This window comes from Verrucosispora sp. TAA-831 (assembly GCF_050780145.1).
Classification (GTDB): domain Bacteria; phylum Actinomycetota; class Actinomycetes; order Mycobacteriales; family Micromonosporaceae; genus Micromonospora.
The window spans coordinates 5965424-5984286 of the sequence record NZ_CP192240.1 but is presented as its reverse complement, the minus strand read 5'-3'; the positions used below and the strand labels follow the sequence as shown (position 1 = coordinate 5984286).

At 68.4% G+C, this 18863-nt stretch carries 16 protein-coding genes and 1 tRNA gene; all 17 read left to right on the top strand.

Going from position 1 to position 18863, the window contains the following annotated elements; genetic code table 11:
- Positions 1 to 124 precede the first annotated feature (124 nt).
- The 17 genes from rpmG to fusA all read left to right on the top strand — a co-directional run bounded on the left by rpmG (position 125) and on the right by fusA (position 18763).
- Positions 125 to 292: a 50S ribosomal protein L33 gene (gene rpmG, locus ACQVFL_RS26625; protein ID WP_007073056.1), complete on the top strand. Its 168-nt coding sequence runs from the start codon at positions 125 to 127 to the stop codon at positions 290 to 292.
- 125 nt (positions 293 to 417) lie between these two features.
- Positions 418 to 864: a MaoC family dehydratase N-terminal domain-containing protein gene (locus ACQVFL_RS26620; protein ID WP_350692903.1), complete on the top strand. Its 447-nt coding sequence runs from the start codon at positions 418 to 420 to the stop codon at positions 862 to 864.
- Between the two features lies 1 nt (position 865).
- On the top strand, positions 866 to 1258 hold the full coding sequence (locus ACQVFL_RS26615; RefSeq protein WP_396690230.1) for a MaoC family dehydratase: 393 nt from the start codon (positions 866 to 868) through the stop codon (positions 1256 to 1258).
- Positions 1259 to 1384: 126 nt separating this feature from the next.
- A tRNA-Trp gene (locus tag ACQVFL_RS26610) sits at positions 1385 to 1457 on the top strand.
- Between the two features lie 213 nt (positions 1458 to 1670).
- Entirely contained in the window at positions 1671 to 2069 is a 399-nt protein-coding gene (gene secE / locus ACQVFL_RS26605) for a preprotein translocase subunit SecE (RefSeq protein ID WP_396690232.1), read from the top strand.
- 38 nt (positions 2070 to 2107) lie between these two features.
- The gene (gene nusG / locus ACQVFL_RS26600) at positions 2108 to 2830 is read left to right on the top strand and encodes a transcription termination/antitermination protein NusG (RefSeq protein WP_396690234.1); all 723 of its coding nucleotides are present in this window, start codon (positions 2108 to 2110) and stop codon (positions 2828 to 2830) included.
- Positions 2831 to 3045: 215 nt separating this feature from the next.
- A complete protein-coding gene (gene rplK / locus ACQVFL_RS26595; RefSeq protein WP_396690236.1) occupies positions 3046 to 3477 on the top strand; it encodes a 50S ribosomal protein L11 in 432 nt (143 codons plus the stop codon).
- An 83-nt stretch (positions 3478 to 3560) separates the two neighbouring features.
- On the top strand, positions 3561 to 4277 hold the full coding sequence (gene rplA, locus ACQVFL_RS26590; RefSeq protein ID WP_396690238.1) for a 50S ribosomal protein L1: 717 nt from the start codon (positions 3561 to 3563) through the stop codon (positions 4275 to 4277).
- Positions 4278 to 4712: 435 nt separating this feature from the next.
- On the top strand, positions 4713 to 5258 hold the full coding sequence (gene rplJ / locus ACQVFL_RS26585; protein WP_396690240.1) for a 50S ribosomal protein L10: 546 nt from the start codon (positions 4713 to 4715) through the stop codon (positions 5256 to 5258).
- A 54-nt stretch (positions 5259 to 5312) separates the two neighbouring features.
- Positions 5313 to 5699 (top strand): 50S ribosomal protein L7/L12, encoded by a 387-nt coding sequence (gene rplL, locus ACQVFL_RS26580; RefSeq protein ID WP_396690242.1) that lies wholly within the window; start codon positions 5313 to 5315, stop codon positions 5697 to 5699.
- A gap of 571 nt (positions 5700 to 6270) precedes the next feature.
- Positions 6271 to 9702, top strand: coding sequence for a DNA-directed RNA polymerase subunit beta (locus tag ACQVFL_RS26575; protein ID WP_396690244.1), 3432 nt, complete (start codon positions 6271 to 6273; stop codon positions 9700 to 9702).
- Positions 9703 to 9805: 103 nt separating this feature from the next.
- Positions 9806 to 13693: a DNA-directed RNA polymerase subunit beta' gene (locus ACQVFL_RS26570; RefSeq protein ID WP_431729897.1), complete on the top strand. Its 3888-nt coding sequence runs from the start codon at positions 9806 to 9808 to the stop codon at positions 13691 to 13693.
- A 102-nt stretch (positions 13694 to 13795) separates the two neighbouring features.
- Positions 13796 to 14161: a hypothetical protein gene (locus tag ACQVFL_RS26565; protein ID WP_396690246.1), complete on the top strand. Its 366-nt coding sequence runs from the start codon at positions 13796 to 13798 to the stop codon at positions 14159 to 14161.
- A 695-nt stretch (positions 14162 to 14856) separates the two neighbouring features.
- Positions 14857 to 15231 (top strand): hypothetical protein, encoded by a 375-nt coding sequence (locus ACQVFL_RS26560; protein WP_396690965.1) that lies wholly within the window; start codon positions 14857 to 14859, stop codon positions 15229 to 15231.
- 513 nt (positions 15232 to 15744) lie between these two features.
- Entirely contained in the window at positions 15745 to 16119 is a 375-nt protein-coding gene (gene rpsL, locus ACQVFL_RS26555) for a 30S ribosomal protein S12 (RefSeq protein ID WP_014440718.1), read from the top strand.
- Between the two features lies 1 nt (position 16120).
- On the top strand, positions 16121 to 16591 hold the full coding sequence (gene rpsG, locus ACQVFL_RS26550) for a 30S ribosomal protein S7 (RefSeq protein ID WP_091650217.1): 471 nt from the start codon (positions 16121 to 16123) through the stop codon (positions 16589 to 16591).
- 75 nt (positions 16592 to 16666) lie between these two features.
- Positions 16667 to 18763, top strand: coding sequence for an elongation factor G (gene fusA, locus ACQVFL_RS26545; protein WP_396690249.1), 2097 nt, complete (start codon positions 16667 to 16669; stop codon positions 18761 to 18763).
- The last annotated feature ends 100 nt before the right edge of the window (positions 18764 to 18863 follow it).

The window sequence follows — 18863 nt, the reverse complement described above, 5'->3', positions numbered from 1 at the left end:
CCGTCCGGAGCATTCCGGCGGTCGGTAGGACGGGCGCCCTGGGCGCCCGCTTTGCGTGTCCGCCCTGGTGGGGCGTACGCTGTAGCGCTGTAGTTGTATCCGTTAGCGAGGAAGGCACTCCGCCGTGGCGAAGGCGACCGATGTCCGGCCGAAGATCACTTTGGCGTGTGTGGAGTGCAAGGAGCGCAACTACATCACGCGCAAGAACCGCCGTAACGACCCGGACCGCATCGAGCTGAAGAAGTTCTGCCCCCGGGACGGACGGCACACCGTTCACCGCGAGACCCGCTGACCCGGCCGGGCCGATTCGGCCCGGGTCGACGCATTCCACGATCGCCGGTTCGTGCGGCGGCGCGGCCCTCGGGCCGACGTCGACCGCTCGGACCGGCGATCATGCGTTGCGTGTAGGTTCGCGGCATGTCCCTGGACCACTCCTTCGTCGGCCGCAGTTTCCCGCCGACCGCCCCCTACCAGGTGGGCCGCGAGAAGATCCGCGAGTTCGCGACGGCGATCGGGGCGACCGATCCCGCCTATCACGACCCGGAGGCGGCCCGAGCCCTCGGCCATCCCGACGTGGTCGCGCCGCCGACCTTCCCCGTGGTGATCACCATGGCCGCCAGCCGCCAGATCGTCGAGGACCCGGCCCTCGGTGTCGACTACAGCCGGGTCGTCCACGGCGACCAGCGGTTCGCGTACACCCGCCCGGTGGCGGCCGGCGACGAACTGGTCTGCGTCAACTTCGTGGAGGACATCACCAGCCGGGGTGGTCACGAGTTCCTGACCACCCGGACCGAGGTCAGCACGACCGCCGGCGAGCCGGTGGTCACGGTCTGGTCCAAGCTCGTCGTACGCGGGGAGGCCTGACATGGAGCTGACCACCCAGACGTTCCGAGTGACCCGGGCGGACCTGGTCCGCTACGCCGGCGCCTCGGGCGACTTCAACCCGATCCACTGGAACGACCGGTTCGCGACCAAGGTGGGTCTGCCGGGGGTGATCGCGCACGGCATGTTCACCATGGCGCTGGTCGGCCGGGCCGTCACCGCCTGGGCCGGTGGCCCCGACGCGGTGGTCGACTACAACGTCCGATTCACCCGCCCGGTGGTCGTGCCGGACGACGACCAGGGCACCGAGATCGTGGTGACCGCCGTGGTCCGCGAGGTCACCGAGGAGGGCCTGACCAGGCTCGACATCACCGCCACCTGTCAGGGCGAGAAGGTGTTGTCGCAGGCGCGGGCCATCGTGCGGACCTCCGCCTGAGCGGCCCCGTCCGGCACGATCGGTGGACCGGTTGGGAAAGTCGGGTCCGTACCCGTACACTGGTCCGCCGTGGGGCAAGTGACTCCTGCCTGGTCGTGTGACCTGGTGGGACGAGCGTTGCCGCACAGGGGTGTAGCTCAATTGGCAGAGCAGCGGTCTCCAAAACCGCAGGCTGCAGGTTCAAGTCCTGTCACCCCTGCGCCTCAGGCCTGACCGTTCCGTGGGTCGCGTCACCGCTCGGTGGCGTGCGGCCCGTGGTGGTGGCATCGGCGGAGAGGTTCCGAGGCATCGGGGCCCCTCCGGTTGATCCGCCGGCCGCGGCCCGTCCCGGGACGGTTGGTCCGGCCGGCGTGACCAGCGCCGCGTACGCGTGTACCGCGTACGACCCCGACATCCCGCGACGGAGGGCGAAGTGGCCGACAACAAGCGGCGCGGCGAGGACGCCGACGACGACCGCCTGAACGACGAGGTGGTCAACGACGGCGACGGTGCCGACGACGACGCCACCGACGCGGACGAGCTGGTATCACGGGGCGGCACCGCCACCCGTGAGCGGGCCAAGGCGGATTCCGCCGACAGCCGGTCGAAGACGCGCGCCGATGCCGAGAAGGTTGGCCTGTTCGGCCGCGTCGCGCGTTTCATCCGCGAGGTCGTGGCCGAACTGCGTAAGGTCATCTGGCCGACGCGCAAGGAGCTGCTGACCTACACGGCCGTGGTGGTCGCATTCGTCGCGATGATGCTGACGATCGTGGCCGGCCTTGACTACGCCTTCGCGAAGGGCGTGTTGTGGGTCTTCGGCAACCCCAGCTGACCGGCTGACTGTGCCGATAGTGACGGAAGTGAGCAAGCGTGCCTGAGTACGACGAGACCGCCGAGACCCCGGACGAGCAGTCCACGGTGGCGACGGCGGCGAACGACGAGTCGGTCGAGGCCGCCAGCGAGCCGGAGTTCGCGACCACGGAGCCCGCACCCGACGAGGACTACGACCCGGTGGCGGAGCTGCGGCAGAAGCTGCGCTACGCGCCGGGCGACTGGTACGTGGTGCACTCGTACGCCGGCTATGAGAACAAGGTCAAGACCAACCTCGAGACCCGGATCACGTCCCTCGACATGGAGGACTACATCTACCAGGTCGAGGTGCCGACCCGGGAAGAGGTCGAGGTCAAGAACGGCAAGCGGTCCCAGGTCCAGGCGAAGGTCTTCCCGGGCTACATCCTGGTCCGGATGGAGCTGACCGCCGAGTCCTACTCCTGCGTGCGCAACACGCCCGGGGTGACCGGTTTCGTGGGTGCCACGGACCGGGCCGACCGCCCGGCCCCGTTGAGCCTCGACGAGGTGCTGAAGTGGCTGGCGCCGGCCGTCGAGACCGAGCAGAAGAAGGCCAAGCCGGAGATCAAGGTCCTCGACTTCGAGGTCGGCGACTCGGTCACCGTCACCGACGGCGCCTTCGCGTCGCTGCCGGCCACGATCAGTGAGATCAACGCCGACCAGCAGAAGCTCAAGGTGCTGGTGTCGATCTTCGGCCGGGAGACGCCGGTGGAGCTGAACTTCAACCAGGTCGCCAAGATCTGATCGCGTCGACCGGCGGCGACGACCCGGGTGGTCGTCGCGGCCGGTCGACGACGTTCGTCTGGTCCGGTTCGCCCCGTCGGGGGCAACCTCTGTGGGCGGGTGGATTCCGGCCTGCGCTACCCTAGAACGTCGCCGCCGTCCACACGCGCTGACCGTGCGCGCCCGACGGCGACGTCGGTGCGAACAATTCCCAGTTCCAAGCCCCAGGAAGAGACATGCCTCCGAAGAAGAAGCTCGTCAAGACGTTCACGCTTCAGCTGCCGGCGGGCCAGGCCACCCCGGCGCCGCCGGTGGGCCCCGCGCTCGGTCAGCACGGCGTGAACATCATGGAGTTCTGCAAGTCCTACAACGCGCAGACCGAGTCGCAGCGGGGCGACATCGTCCCCGCCGAGATCAGCGTGTACGAGGACCGGTCCTTCACCTTCGTGCTGAAGACCCCGCCCGCCGCCCGGCTGCTGATCAAGGCCGCCGGTGTGCCGAAGGGCTCGGGCGTCCCGCACACCCAGAAGGTCGGCTCGGTGACCCGCGCCCAGTTGCGTGAGATCGCCGAGAAGAAGATGGCCGACCTCAACGCCAACGACCTCGACCAGGCCGAGAAGATCATTGCCGGTACCGCCCGGTCGATGGGCCTGAACGTCACCGACTGATCTCGGCCACAGCGAACCCGTACGGATCGTGGGAGGGCGCGCGAGCACCGCGGGCCCGCCAGAAACCACAGGAGTAGACAGAAATGCAGCGCAGCAAGAGCTACCGCAAGGCCGCCGAGGTCATCGACCGGTCCAAGCTCTACACCCCCGCCGAGGCCGTCAAGCTGGCCAAGGAGACGACCAACGTCAAGTTCGACGCCACGGTCGAGGTCGCCATGCGCCTCGGCGTCGACCCCCGCAAGGCGGACCAGATGGTCCGCGGCACGGTCAACCTGCCGCACGGCACCGGTAAGACCGCCCGCGTGATCGTCTTCGCCGCCGGTGCGAAGGCCGAGGAGGCCGTCGCCGCCGGTGCCGACGAGGTGGGTACCGACGAGCTGGTCGCCCGGATCCAGGGCGGTTGGTTGGACTTCGACGCGGCGATCGCCACGCCGGACCAGATGGCCAAGATCGGTCGGATCGCGCGGATCCTGGGCCCGCGCGGTCTGATGCCGAACCCGAAGACCGGCACGGTGACCATGGACGTCACCAAGGCGGTCGCGGACATCAAGGGCGGCAAGATCACCTTCCGGGTTGACAAGCACTCCAACCTGCACCTGATCATCGGCAAGGCCTCGTTCTCCGAGAACCAGCTGGTGGACAACTACGCGGCGGTCCTCGACGAGGTGCTGCGGGCCAAGCCGTCTGCGGCGAAGGGCAAGTACCTCAAGAAGGTCACCCTCACCACGACGATGGGCCCGGGTGTGCCGATCGACCCGAACCTGGTGAAGAACCTGCAGGAGGGCTCGGCCGACAGCTGAGCATCGACCTCCGCGAAGGGCCCCGCCACGGTCGTGGCGGGGCCCTTCCGGCTCTCGTCGGCGGATCTGACGGTCCGCCGCGTACGGCCGGTGGCCTCAGCCGGGTGAGCAGGGGCACAGCAGAGCATTTGGTGGAGCGGCGCGTGGTCGCGTACGCTGCGTAGGTTCACACATGTTGTCATGTGTGAGGATCCACCCAGAGACCGCTGGTCACCGTGCCTCGGCACGGTCGAAGGTCCCGCGAAGACGGGCGACCCGCGTAGGGCGGCAAGCGATAACCGGCAGTGTCCCGTGGTCCGCCGACTGCGATGATCTCCGCCGACCTCGCCCCGTGCGCCCTGCGCCGGGGCTTTTCTGTTGCCGCGGTGCCTCCGCCCCCGTCACAGGCGCCTGTCTGCGACGGTGACCAGCCTCGAGTAACGAGAGAGGAGGGACATGGCGGACAAGCCGATCCGGGCCGACAAGGCCACGGCCGTTGCTGAGCTGACGGAGAGTTTCCGCAGCGCGGGTGCCACCGTGCTGACCGAGTACCGCGGTCTGACGGTTTCCCAGCTCACCCAGCTGCGGCGCTCGCTCGGCAAGGAGACCACCTACACGGTCGCCAAGAACACGCTGGCCAAGCGTGCTGCGGCGGACGCGGGCATCTCCGGCCTCGACGAGCTGTTCACCGGTCCTACCGCGCTGACTTTCGTTTCGGGCGACATCGTCGAGGCGGCGAAGGGACTTCGCGACTTCGCGAAGTCCAACCCGAAGCTCGTCATCAAGGGCGGCGTCTTCGAGGGCAAGGCCATCACCGCGGCCGAGGTCACGAAGCTCGCCGACCTGGAGTCCCGCGAGGTGCTGCTGGCCAAGCTGGCCGGCGCGATGAAGGGCAACCTGAGCAAGGCTGCGGCCCTGTTCCAGGCCCCGCTGTCGAAGACCGCCCGTCTGGCGGCCGCACTGCAGGACAAGCGCGAGAAGGAGGGCGCCGAGGCGGCCTGAGGCCACCCGGCGCACCCACGTTCTTAGATAAACCATTCAGAAAGGACGCCAGACATGGCGAAGCTCAGCACCGAAGAGCTGCTCGACGCGTTCAAGGAGATGACGCTGATCGAGCTCTCCGAGTTCGTGAAGCAGTTCGAGGAGACCTTCGAGGTCACCGCCGCCGCGCCGGTCGCGGTCGCCGCGGGCCCGGCCCAGGGTGGCGCCGCCGCCGAGGCCGAGCCGGAGAAGGACGAGTTCGACGTCATCCTCGACGCCGACGGTGGCAAGAAGATCCAGGTCATCAAGGTCGTGCGTGAGCTGACCGGCCTGGGCCTCAAGGAGGCCAAGGACCTGGTCGAGGCCGCGCCGAAGGCGGTCCTGGAGAAGGTCAACAAGGAGGCCGCCGACAAGGCCAAGGCCAAGCTGGAGGGCGAGGGCGCCAAGGTCACCCTCAAGTGACCTGAGCCTCACCCGGGCGCCCCGGCTCACGTGAGCCGGGGCACACCCACATCGCGGCGGGCGACGATCCGGATCTCGGATCGCCGCCCGCTGTGTGGTTTCACCGCCCGGAACCGGTCATGAGCAGGGCGTGTGCGTCGCGGCGGGCGTGGGGGCGAACGGCGCTCGTTTCGCCCGTCGGTGGGAAAGAGCGTCGGATGGCGGCACCGGCCCTTGACGCGACCATGGCCTCCCAGGCACGCTGACATCAGCAAGACCTTCCGCGCTTGCGACGGCCACCGGCTGGGTATGAAGCGGCAGCACCACCGCCGCAGACACCTGGGCGGCCCGGCAGGGACGTTGCGTTCCGAGCGGCCCGGTGCGACCCGTTTCCAGGGTCCCGAGGCCCGTTCCGCAACTTCCTGCGGGGTGGGCTGGACAGCGGTTAGCCTCTCGGCTACACTGCTAGTTTGCGCTGCCTTCCGACTTGACCCCTGCTCGGAAATGTCCGTTTATGGATATTTTCTGGTGGGGTCATTGGAGTGCACGCGTACCAGCCGTTCTGCAGCACCGGTCCTCGGAAGGACGCATCTTGGCAGCTTCCCGCCCTGCGAAGACCAGTCGTACGTCGAGCGCATTCGCTCCCCGCCGAGTTTCCTTCGGTCGGATCACCGAACACCTCGAGGTCCCCAACCTCCTCGCCATTCAGAACGAGTCCTTCGACTGGCTCGTCGGCAACGAGGGTTGGCAGGGCCGGTCGGCGGACGACCCGCACGCACGCTCGGGTCTCGCGGAAATCCTCGACGAGATCAGTCCCATTGAGGACTTTTCCGGCACCATGTCGCTTTCCTTCTCGGCACCGCGCTTCGACGAGGTCAAGGCCTCGATCGAGGAGTGCAAGGAGAAGGACCTGACCTACTGCGCGCCGCTCTTCGTGACCGCGGAGTTCACCAACAACACCACCGGCGAGATCAAGAGCCAGACGGTGTTCATGGGTGACTTCCCGATGATGACGCCGAAGGGCACCTTCATCATCAACGGCACCGAGCGCGTCGTGGTCAGCCAGCTCGTCCGCTCGCCGGGCGTCTACTTCGACAAGCAGCCGGACAAGACCTCCGACCGCGACCTCTCCAGCGTCAAGGTCATCCCGAGCCGGGGTGCCTGGCTGGAGTTCGACATCGACAAGCGCGACACGGTCGGCGTACGCATCGACCGCAAGCGTCGGCAGGCCGTCACGGTGCTGCTCAAGGCCGTCGGATGGTCGGCCGAGCGGATCCGTGAGAAGTTCGGCTGGTCCGAGCTGATGATGACCACGCTCGAGAAGGACCACATCGCCGGCCAGGACGAGGCGCTACTCGACATCTACCGGAAGCTGCGCCCTGGCGAGCCGCCGACCCGTGAGAACGCCCAGACCCTGCTCGACAACCTCTTCTTCAACCCGAAGCGGTACGACGTCGCCAAGGTCGGTCGGTACAAGTTCAACAAGAAGCTCGAAGTGGACGTGCCGATCACCACCGGCACGCTGACCGAGGACGACATCGTCGCCACCGTGGAGTACCTCTGCCGGCTGCACGCCGGTGAGGAGGGCTACGAGGCCGACGACATCGACCACTTCGGCAACCGGCGCCTGCGTACCGTGGGCGAGCTGATCCAGAACCAGGTTCGGGTCGGCCTCTCCCGGATGGAGCGGGTCGTCCGCGAGCGGATGACGACTCAGGACGTCGAGGCGATCACGCCGCAGACCCTGATCAACATCCGTCCCGTGGTGGCCGCGATCCGGGAGTTCTTCGGCACCTCGCAGCTGTCCCAGTTCATGGACCAGACCAACCCGCTGGCGGGCCTGACCCACCGGCGCCGGCTGAGCGCGCTCGGCCCGGGTGGTCTGTCCCGGGAGCGGGCCGGCTTCGAGGTCCGCGACGTGCACCCGTCCCACTACGGCCGGATGTGCCCGATCGAGACGCCGGAAGGCCCGAACATCGGTCTGATCGGCGCCCTGTCCACCTTCGCCCGGGTCAACCCGTTCGGCTTCATCGAGACGCCGTACCGGAAGGTCGTCGACGGTCGGGTCACCGACCAGATCGACTACCTGACCGCGGACGAGGAGGACCGGTTCGTCAAGGCGCAGGCCAACGCGCCGCTGCGGGCCGACGGCACGTTCGCCGAGGACCGCGTCCTGGTCCGCCGTAAGGGCGGCGAGACCGAGGACGTCGCGCCCGGCGCGGTGGACTACATGGACGTGTCGCCGCGGCAGATGACCTCGGTCGCGACCGCGATGATCCCGTTCCTGGAGCACGACGACGCGAACCGGGCCCTGATGGGCGCCAACATGCAGCGTCAGGCGGTGCCGCTGGTCAAGGCGGAGTCGCCGCTGGTCGGCACCGGCATGGAGTACCGCGCCGCGGTCGACGCCGGTGACGTGGTGGTGGCCGAGGTCGGTGGCGTGGTCGAGGACCTGTGCGCCGACTACATCACCGTCCACCAGGACGACGGCCACCGCCGGACGTACCTGCTGCACAAGTTCCGCCGCTCCAACGCCGGCTCCTGCGTCAACCAGAAGCCGGTGGTCTTCGAGGGTGACCGGGTCGAGGCCGGCCAGGTCGTCGCCGACGGGCCGTGCACCGACGAGGGCGAGATGGCGCTCGGGCGCAACCTGCTCGTGGCGTTCATGTGCTGGGAGGGTCACAACTACGAGGACGCGATCATCCTGTCGCAGCGCCTCGTGCAGCAGGACGTGCTCACCTCGATCCACATCGAGGAGCACGAGGTCGACGCGCGGGACACCAAGCTCGGCCCGGAGGAAATCACCCGCGACATCCCGAACGTCAGCGAGGAGATGCTCGCCGACCTCGACGAGCGCGGCATCATCCGGATCGGTGCGGAGGTCGTCCCCGGCGACATCCTGGTCGGCAAGGTCACGCCGAAGGGCGAGACCGAGCTGACCCCGGAGGAGCGGCTGCTCCGCGCGATCTTCGGTGAGAAGGCGCGTGAGGTCCGGGACACCTCGCTGAAGGTGCCGCACGGTGAGACCGGCACGGTCATCGGCGTGCGTACCTTCTCCCGCGAGGACGGCGACGAGCTGCCGCCGGGCGTCAACGAGTTGGTCCGGGTCTACGTCGCCCAGAAGCGGAAGATCCAGGACGGCGACAAGCTCGCCGGCCGGCACGGCAACAAGGGCGTCATCTCCAAGATCCTGCCGGTCGAGGACATGCCGTTCCTGGAGGACGGCACCCCGGTCGACATCGTGCTCAACCCGCTGGGTGTGCCGAGCCGGATGAACATCGGCCAGGTGCTGGAGACCCACCTGGGCTGGGTGGCCAAGACCGGTTGGAAGGTCGACGGCGACGACGCGGAGTGGAAGCGTCAGCTCCAAGGGATCGGTGCGGACGAGTCCGAGCCGGACACCAACGTGGCCACGCCGGTCTTCGACGGTGCCCGCGAGGAGGAGATCTCCGGTCTGCTCGCGTCGACCCTGCCCAACCGGGACGGCAAGCAGCTGATCGGCGCCACCGGTAAGGCGCAGTTGTTCGACGGTCGCTCCGGCGAGCCGCTGCCGGACCCGATCGCGGTCGGCTACATCTACATCCTGAAGCTCAACCACCTGGTCGACGACAAGATCCACGCTCGGTCGACCGGTCCGTACTCGATGATCACGCAGCAGCCGCTGGGTGGTAAGGCGCAGTTCGGTGGCCAGCGCTTCGGTGAGATGGAGTGCTGGGCGATGCAGGCCTACGGTGCCGCGTACGCCCTGCAGGAGCTGCTGACGATCAAGTCCGACGACGTCCTGGGCCGGGTCAAGGTCTACGAGGCGATCGTCAAGGGCGAGAACATCCCCGAGCCGGGCATCCCGGAGTCGTTCAAGGTGCTGCTCAAGGAGCTGCAGTCGCTGTGCCTCAACGTCGAGGTGCTCTCCAGCGACGGCGTGGCCCTGGAGATGCGCGAGACCGACGACGAGGTCTTCCGGGCCGCGGAGGAGCTGGGTATCGACCTTTCCCGGCGCGAGCCGAGCTCGGTCGAGGAAGTGTGACGTTGGGCCTCGGTGGCGGGGCGTTCTCTCCGGAGGCCGCCCCGCCCCGAGCCCAGACCCGGTCAGCTGCTAACGCAACAAGCGACGTGTGAGGGAATTGAACGTGCTCGACGTCAACTTTTTCGACGAGTTGCGAATTGGGCTGGCGACCGCCGACGACATCCGTCAGTGGTCGCACGGCGAGGTCAAGAAGCCCGAGACGATCAACTACCGCACCCTCAAGCCGGAGAAGGACGGGCTCTTCTGCGAGAAGATCTTCGGTCCGCAGCGGGACTGGGAGTGCTACTGCGGCAAGTACAAGCGGGTCCGGTTCAAGGGCATCATCTGTGAGCGCTGCGGCGTCGAGGTGACCCGCTCGAAGGTCCGCCGTGAGCGGATGGGCCACATCGAGCTCGCCGCGCCGGTGACCCACATCTGGTACTTCAAGGGCGTGCCGAGCCGGCTGGGTTACCTGCTGGACCTCGCCCCGAAGGACCTCGAGAAGATCATTTACTTCGCCTCGTACGTCGTGACGAGCGTCGACGCCGAAGCGCGTCACCGCGACCTCTCGACCATCGAGAACGAGATCCTGGCCGAGAAGCGGCAGTCGGAGAACAGCCGCGACTCGGAGATCGAGAAGCGGGCCGCCAAGCTCGAGGCCGACCTGGCCGAGCTGGAGGCGGAGGGCGCGAAGGCGGACGTCCGGCGCAAGGTCAAGGAGGGCGGAGAGCGCGAGATGCGCCAGATCCGCGACCGGGCCCAGCGCGAGATCGACCGCCTGGACGAGGTGCTGGACACCTTCCGCAAGCTGGACTCGAAGCAGTTGGTCACCGACGAGTTGCTCTACCGTGAGCTGCGCGACCGGTTCGGCGAGTACTTCACCGGGGGCATGGGCGCCGAGGCGATCAAGGCCCTGGTGCAGAACATGGACCTTGAGGCCGAGGCGGAGAACCTGCGGGAGACCATCCGCACCGGTAAGGGTCAGCGGAAGATCCGGGCGCTCAAGCGGCTCAAGGTCGTCGCGGCGTTCCAGAACACCCGCAACTCGCCGCTCGGCATGGTGCTCGACTGCGTACCGGTCATCCCGCCGGACCTGCGCCCGATGGTGCAGCTCGACGGTGGCCGCTTCGCGACCAGCGACCTGAACGACCTGTACCGCCGCGTGATCAACCGGAACAACCGGCTCAAGCGGCTGATCGACCTCGGTGCGCCCGAGATCATCGTCAACAACGAGAAGCGGATGCTGCAGGAGGCCGTCGACGCGCTGTTCGACAACGGCCGCCGCGGCCGGCCGGTCACCGGCCCGGGTAACCGTCCGCTGAAGTCGCTGTCCGACATGCTCAAGGGCAAGCAGGGTCGGTTCCGTCAGAACCTGCTGGGCAAGCGCGTCGACTACTCCGGCCGTTCGGTCATCGTGGTCGGCCCGAAGCTCAAGCTGCACCAGTGTGGTCTGCCCAAGCAGATGGCGCTGGAGCTGTTCAAGCCGTTCGTGATGAAGCGGCTGGTCGACCTCAACCACGCGCAGAACATCAAATCCGCCAAGCGGATGGTCGAGCGGCAGCGCCCGGTCGTGTGGGACGTGCTGGAAGAGGTCATCGGCGAGCACCCGGTGCTGCTCAACCGGGCGCCCACCCTGCACCGACTCGGCATCCAGGCCTTCGAGCCGCAGTTGGTCGAGGGCAAGGCCATCCAGATCCACCCGCTGGTCTGCACCGCGTTCAACGCCGACTTCGACGGTGACCAGATGGCGGTGCACGTGCCGCTGTCCGCCGAGGCCCAGGCCGAGGCGCGGATCCTGATGCTGTCGTCGAACAACATCCTCAAGCCGGCCGACGGCAAGCCGGTCACCATGCCCACCCAGGACATGGTCATCGGGCTCTACCACCTGACCCACCTCACCACCGGTGAGCGCGGGGAGGGCCGGGCGTTCAGCTCGGACGCCGAGGCGCGGATGGCGTACGACAACGGCGAGCTGCACCTGCAGGCGCCGGTCAAGATCCGGCTGCGGGACGTGGTCGAGGTGGACAACGGCGCCGGTGGGCAGCCGTGGACCGCGCCCGAGGGCTGGGTTCCCGGTGAGCCGCTGAGCGTGGAGACCACGCTCGGCCGGGTGCTGTTCAACGAGACCCTGCCGCAGGGCTACCGGTTCGTGAACTACGAGATCCGCAAGGGTCAGCTCTCCGCGATCGTCAACGACCTCGCCGAGCGGTTCCCGAAGGTGGCCCTGGCGGCCACCCTGGACGGGCTCAAGGAGGCCGGTTTCCACTGGGCCACCTGGTCCGGCGTGACCATCGGCATGGAGGACGTCATCGCTCCGCCGCGCAAGCGGGAGATCCTGGAGCGGTACGAGAAGGAAGCCGACCGGATCGACAAGCAGTACCAGCGTGGTCTGATGACCGCCGAGGAGCGTCGCGGCGAGCTCATCGAGATCTGGACCAAGGCGACCAACGAGGTCGCCAAGGAGATGGACACCGCGCTGCCGCAGGAGAACCCGCTGTGGAAGATGATCAACTCGGGTGCTCGCGGTAACCTGCTCCAGCTCCGGCAGATCGCGGCGATCCGTGGTCTGGTGGCCAACCCCAAGGGCGAGATCATCCCGCGGCCGATCAAGGCCAGCTACCGGGAGGGTCTGTCCGTGCTGGAGTACTTCATCTCCACGCACGGTGCCCGTAAGGGTCTCGCGGACACCGCCCTGCGTACCGCCGACTCGGGTTACCTGACCCGGCGTCTGGTGGACGTCTCGCAGGACGTCATCATCCGCGAGGAGGACTGCGGCACCGACCGGGCCATCCCGATGCAGGTCGGTCAGCAGCTCGACGGCCGGCTGGTGGTGCACGAGCACGCCGAGACGAGCGTGCACGCCCGTACCCTCGCCGACGACATCAAGGGGCCGGACGGCACCGTCGTCGCCGAGCGTGGCGCGGACATCAACTCGATCCTGGTCGACAAGATCGTCGCCGCCGGGGTGGACGGTGTCCGGGTCCGCAGCGTGCTCACCTGCGAGTCGAAGCTGGGCGTCTGCGGTGCGTGCTACGGCCGCTCGCTGCCGACCGGCAAGATCGTGGACGTCGGTGAGGCGGTCGGCATCATCGCCGCCCAGTCCATCGGTGAGCCGGGTACCCAGCTGACGATGCGTACCTTCCACACTGGTGGTGTCGCGGGTGAGGACATCACTCAGGGTCTGCCGCGTGTGCAGGAGATCTTCGAGGCCCGGATTCCGAAGGGCAAGGCGCCGATCGCCGACACCCCCGGCCGGATCCGGATCGAGGACGGCGAGCGGTCGCGCAAGATCGTCGTGATCCCGGACGACGGCAGCGACGAGATCGTGTACGACAAGATCTCGAAGCGGGTCCGGCTGCGGGCGCACGACGGCGACCACGTCGAGGTCGGCGAGAAGCTCACCGAGGGCACCATCGACCCGCACGAGCTGCTGCGCATCCTCGGCCCGCGTGCGGTCCAGGTCCACCTGACCCAGGAGGTCCAGGAGGTCTACCGCTCGCAGGGTGTGCTCATCCACGACAAGCACATCGAGATCATCATCCGCCAGATGCTCAAGCGGGTGACGGTCATCGACTCCGGCTCGACCGAGTTCCTGCCGGGTGTGCTGGTCGACCGGGCGCTGTTCGAGTCGGAGAACCGCCGGCTCGTCGGCGAGGGCGGCGAGCCCGCAGCCGGACGTCCGGTGCTGATGGGTATCACCAAGGCCTCGCTGGCCACCGACTCCTGGCTCTCGGCGGCCTCCTTCCAGGAGACCACCCGGGTGCTGACCGACGCGGCGATCCACGCCCGCAGCGACTCGCTGATCGGTCTTAAGGAGAACGTGATCATCGGTAAGCTCATCCCGGCCGGTACCGGCATCAGCAAGTACCGCAACGTCCGGGTCGAGCCGACCGAGGAGGCGAAGGCCAAGGTCTACTCGATGACCGGCTACCCGGAGACCGACTACGGTTTCGGGCCGGCCAGTGGCCAGGCTGTTCCGCTGGACGACTTCGACTTCGGGTCGTACCGCTAGGACCGTGTGACGTGGGAGGCCCCCGGCATCCGCCGGGGGCCTCCTCGTGTCCGTACCCGCCGCTGTGGCGCGGGGTCCGGCGCGGACAGGCATCATGTGCTCATGACGATCGCACCCGGACCGGCGCCGACCGCGTCGGCGCCACGTCATCCGCTCGACCCCGATCCGGTCCGGGCGACCAAGGCCCGCGCCGTGTTCGCGCTCGGGCTGATGGGGGCGATGACCGGCCTGCTGCTGGGCGGGGTGGTCCCCGCGACGATTGCGCTGCATCTGGCGCGGCAGGCACGCCGGGAGGCGTACGCCTCGGGCGGCTTCCTGACCGGCGCGGCCTGGCTGCGTCGCGGCGAACGGCTGGCCTGGACGGGGTTGGTCCTGGTCGCGGCGAGCGTGGTGGCGCTGCTGGTGATCGGGGTGGTCCGGCTCGCCGAGGCGCCCTACGGGCAGGACTTCGCCCCCACCGTCGACTGACCCCGACCTGACGGGGCCTCGCGCCGGGCACGGAGGGCCGACCCACGGCGGTAGCCTGACGGTGTCCGTCCCGCACCGCGGTGGACGGCCGATGAGGAGGAGATCCCGTGACGGAACCGGCGCGCCCCGAGGGCGGCGAGTCCGCCCAGCCCACTTCCGGGCGCCCGGACGACGCGGCCGGGACGGAACCGGGGGAGCAGCCAGGGCCCGGGTACGCGCCGGAGTCCGCCACCCCGCCGCCCCCGTCCGGGTACGCGTCGGCCTACGCCCCGCCGCACAGTGCACCGCCCGGCTTCGGTCCACCCTCCGCGCCGCCCGGCTTCGGCCCACCCTCCGCGCCGCCTGGCTTCGGTCCGGCCTCTGCGCCGCCCGGCTTTGGCCCGCCGTCCGGGCCGCCCGGGTTCAGCCCGGCTTCTGGGCCGCCCGGCTTCGGTCCGCCTTCTGCGCCGCCCGGCTTCGGTCCGCCGTCCGGGCCGCCCGGGTTCAGCCCGGCTTCTGCGCCGCCGGGCTTCACCGCGCCTTCTGGGCCGCCCGGTGTCGGTCCGCCGCACAACTCGCCGCCGCCGGGACCGCCGCCCGGTGGCCCGGGATTCGGTGCGCCGCCGGTTCCAGGCGGGTCCGGATCGGGCTGGGGTGGCCCGGCGGCCGTGCCGCCACCACAGGACCGGCCCCGGCCGCCCAAGCGGGTGGAGCCGGTGCCCGGCACCCCGTTCGCGACCGTGCACCTGGACGTACCCCCGGTCACGTCGGGACTGGCGGTCGGATCGCTGGTGGCCGGCATCACCTCGATCCTGATCTCGTTCCTGACCATCTGCATCGGTGCGGTCGGCGGCGGCACGGGCGGGGGAGCCTGGGCCGCCGGTGCCTTCGCCGTGCTGGGCAGCCTGACCGGTGCCGGTGCCGTGGTGGCCGGCCTGCTCGGCGTACGACAGATCCGCCGCCCGGCCGCTCCGCCGGCGGTCCGGTTCACCGGCCGTGGCGTGGCGATCGCCGGGATCAGTTGTGGTGGCGCGGGTCTTCTCCTCTGTCTGTCGGGCCTGGGACTGGCGTTGCTGCTGACCCTCACCTGAGACGCGATCCACGTTCGTGGCGGGTGGGTGAACCGGCCGCCGGATACCGACCGGGCCCGCCCAGGGGCTATCGGTCCGGTTTCCGGCGGAGCCGGTACACTTGTTTCCGTAGGTGCCCATCACAACTGTCAGGCATGACGGATTCAGCCGGCGAGCAGTGAGAAGTCCGGCGGGTCTTCCGTTTTGACCTGCACGGCTGTGGTAGGTACTCTTTCCCCTTGTGCCCGGGCTTGCCCGGGCAACTCGTGCGTGCGCAGGATCCGGAATCCGGTATCCGAACAGCGGCACGACTGAGCCAGAAGACCCGGCGGGCGGTGACCCGCGTGCCGGTGACACAACCCGGAGCCTCCGCGCGAGCGTCGGAACCGGGGAACCGTGAGCGGGCGACACGCCCGACCGCGGGTGCCGGGACCACCGCGAGGTGGCCCTGGTCGGAATGTAGGAGAGCCGGTTCATCAGGCCGGTTAAGCGAAGCGCGGTCGCGTGAGCGGCCGAAGGGAGCGGAGAAACCCGGTGCCCACGATCCAGCAGCTGGTCCGCAAGGGCCGCCAGGCCAAGACGAGTAAGACCAAGACCCCGGCGCTGAAGGGATCCCCTCAGCGGCGCGGCGTGTGCACTCGCGTGTACACCACCACCCCGAAGAAGCCGAACTCGGCGCTGCGCAAGGTCGCTCGTGTCAAGCTCAGCAGCCAGATCGAGGTGACCGCCTACATCCCGGGCGTCGGCCACAACCTGCAGGAGCACTCGATCGTGCTCGTCCGCGGTGGTCGTGTGAAGGACCTCCCCGGCGTGCGTTACAAGATTGTCCGCGGCTCGCTGGACACCCAGGGTGTCCGCAACCGCAAGCAGGCGCGCAGCCGTTACGGCGCGAAGAAGGAGAAGAGCTGACATGCCGCGTAAGGGACCCGCTCCGCGGCGGCCGCTGGTCGCTGACCCGGTGTACAACTCGCCGCTGGTCACCCAGCTGGTGAACAAGATCCTGCTGCGGGGCAAGCGTCAGCTCGCCGAGCGCGTGGTGTACGCGGCACTGGAGGGCTGCCGGGAGAAGTCCGGCACCGACCCGGTCGTCACCCTCAAGCGGGCGATGGACAACGTCAAGCCGACCCTCGAGGTGCGCAGCCGCCGTGTCGGTGGCGCCACCTACCAGGTGCCGGTCGAGGTCCGTCCGGCCCGGGCGACCACGCTGGGCCTGCGCTGGCTGGTCACGTACTCCCGCGCCCGGCGCGAGAAGACCATGGTCGAGCGGCTGATGAACGAGCTGCTGGACGCGAGCAACGGCCTCGGTGCCGCCGTCAAGCGGCGCGAGGACACGCACAAGATGGCGGAGTCCAACAAGGCCTTCGCGCACTACCGCTGGTAACAGCCTGGTCCCGGCGCCCAACCGGTGCCGGGACCACCACCAGTTGTGTCGAGACGACGATAAGTAGGGATTGAAGTGGCCGCCGCAGACGCGCTCGCCAACGTACGCAATATCGGCATCATGGCGCACATCGATGCCGGTAAGACCACTACCACCGAGCGAATCCTGTTCTACACCGGTATCACGTACAAGATCGGTGAGGTCCACGAGGGCGCTGCCGTCATGGACTGGATGGAGCAGGAGCAGGAGCGCGGTATCACCATCACCTCCGCCGCCACGAAGTGCGAGTGGAAGGGCCACACGATCCAGATCATCGACACGCCCGGCCACGTCGACTTCACGGTCGAGGTGGAGCGGTCGCTGCGTGTCCTGGACGGTGCGGTCGCGGTCTACGACGGCGTGGCCGGCGTGGAGCCGCAGACGGAGAACGTCTGGCGTCAGGCGGACAAGTACAACGTCCCCCGGATGTGTTTCGTCAACAAGCTGGACCGGACCGGCGCGGACTTCTTCCGCTGCGTGCAGATGATGATCGACCGGCTGAACGCCACCCCGCTGGTGCTTCAGATCCCGATCGGCGCCGAGAGCGACTTCATCGGCGTGGTCGACCTGGTCGAGATGCGCGCCCTCACCTGGCGTGGCGAGACCCAGAAGGGTGAGGACTACGCGGTCGAGGAGATCCCGGCCGAGCTGGCCGACTCCGCCGCCGAGTGGCGCGAGAAGCTGATGGAGACCCTGGCCGACGTCGACGACTCGGTGATGGAGAAGTACCTGGAGGGCGAGGAGATCTCCGTCGAGGAGATCAAGGCCGCCATCCGTCGGGCCACCATCGGCGGCAAGGCCAACCCGGTCCTCACCGGCACCGCCTTCAAGAACAAGGGCATCCAGCCGATGCTGGACGCGGTCGTCGCGTACCTGCCGTCGCCGCTGGACATCCCGGCGATCGAGGGCACCGCGACCGACGGTGAGACCCCGATGCAGCGCAAGCCGTCTGTGTCCGAGCCGTTCTCCGGTCTGGCCTTCAAGATCCAGACGGACAAGCACCTCGGCAAGCTCACCTACGTGCGGATCTACTCCGGCACGCTCGAGTCCGGCTCCCAGGTGGTCAACTCCACCAAGGACCGCAAGGAGCGGATCGGCAAGATCTACCAGATGCACGCCAACAAGCGGGAAGAGCGCAGCTCGGCCCAGGCCGGCGACATCATCGCGGTGCAGGGTCTGAAGCAGACCACCACCGGTGACACGCTGTGCGACCCGGCGAACCCGGTCATCCTGGAGTCGATGACCTTCCCGGAGCCGGTCATCGAGGTCGCCATCGAGCCGAAGACCAAGGCCGACCAGGAGAAGCTCAGCACCGCGATCCAGCGGCTGGCCGAGGAGGACCCGACCTTCCGCGTCAAGCTGGACGACCAGACCGGTCAGACGGTCATCTCCGGCATGGGTGAGCTGCACCTGGACATCCTGGTCGACCGGATGCGCCGCGAGTTCAACGTCGAGGCGAACATCGGTAAGCCGCAGGTGGCGTACCGCGAGACCATCCGCCGCAAGGTGGACAAGGTCGAGTACACCCACAAGAAGCAGACCGGTGGTTCCGGCCAGTACGCCCGGGTGATCATCAGCCTGGAGCCGCTGCCGCTGGGCAACGACGCCCCGACCTACGAGTTCGCCAACGGCGTCACCGGTGGCCGCATCCCCCGGGAGTTCATCCCGTCGGTGGACGCGGGTGCGCAGGACGCCATGCAGTACGGCATCCTCGCCGGCTTCCCGCTGGTGGGCATCAAGCTCACGCTGCTGGACGGCCAGTACCACGAGGTCGACTCGTCGGAAATGGCGTTCAAGATCGCCGGCTCGATGGTGATGAAGGAGGCGGCCCGCAAGGCCGACCCCGCACTGCTCGAGCCGATGATGGCTGTTGAGGTCACCACTCCCGAGGAGAACATGGGTGACGTCATCGGCGACCTCAACTCCCGCCGCGGCATCATTCAGGCGATGGAGGAGCGCAGCGGCGCCCGCGTCGTCCGTGCTCTGGTGCCGTTGTCGGAGATGTTCGGCTACGTCGGCGACCTGCGGTCGAAGACCCAGGGCCGGGCTAGCTACAGCATGCAGTTCGACTCCTACGCCGAGGTTCCGGCCTCGGTCGCCAAGGAGATCATCGCCAAGGCGACGGGTGAGTGACGCTCACCTGAGCTGATCCGGGGTGGTCGCGGGAGGATTCCCCGACTGCGACCACCTCGGTCGGATTGTGTGAATTCCGGGCCTGTAGGCTTCATCGCCG

Excerpts from the sequence above, each read along its gene's own strand:
- ACQVFL_RS26620 (WP_350692903.1), top strand. The coding sequence starts at position 418 with ATGTCCCTGGACCACTCCTTCGTCGGCCGCAGTTTCCCGCCGACCGCC.
- rpsG (WP_091650217.1), top strand. The coding sequence starts at position 16,121 with ATGCCGCGTAAGGGACCCGCTCCGCGGCGGCCGCTGGTCGCTGACCCG.
- ACQVFL_RS26615 (WP_396690230.1), top strand. The coding sequence starts at position 866 with ATGGAGCTGACCACCCAGACGTTCCGAGTGACCCGGGCGGACCTGGTC.
- rplK (WP_396690236.1), top strand. The coding sequence starts at position 3,046 with ATGCCTCCGAAGAAGAAGCTCGTCAAGACGTTCACGCTTCAGCTGCCG.
- ACQVFL_RS26565 (WP_396690246.1), top strand. The coding sequence starts at position 13,796 with ATGACGATCGCACCCGGACCGGCGCCGACCGCGTCGGCGCCACGTCAT.
- rplL (WP_396690242.1), top strand. The coding sequence starts at position 5,313 with ATGGCGAAGCTCAGCACCGAAGAGCTGCTCGACGCGTTCAAGGAGATG.
- rplA (WP_396690238.1), top strand. The coding sequence starts at position 3,561 with ATGCAGCGCAGCAAGAGCTACCGCAAGGCCGCCGAGGTCATCGACCGG.
- rplJ (WP_396690240.1), top strand. The coding sequence starts at position 4,713 with ATGGCGGACAAGCCGATCCGGGCCGACAAGGCCACGGCCGTTGCTGAG.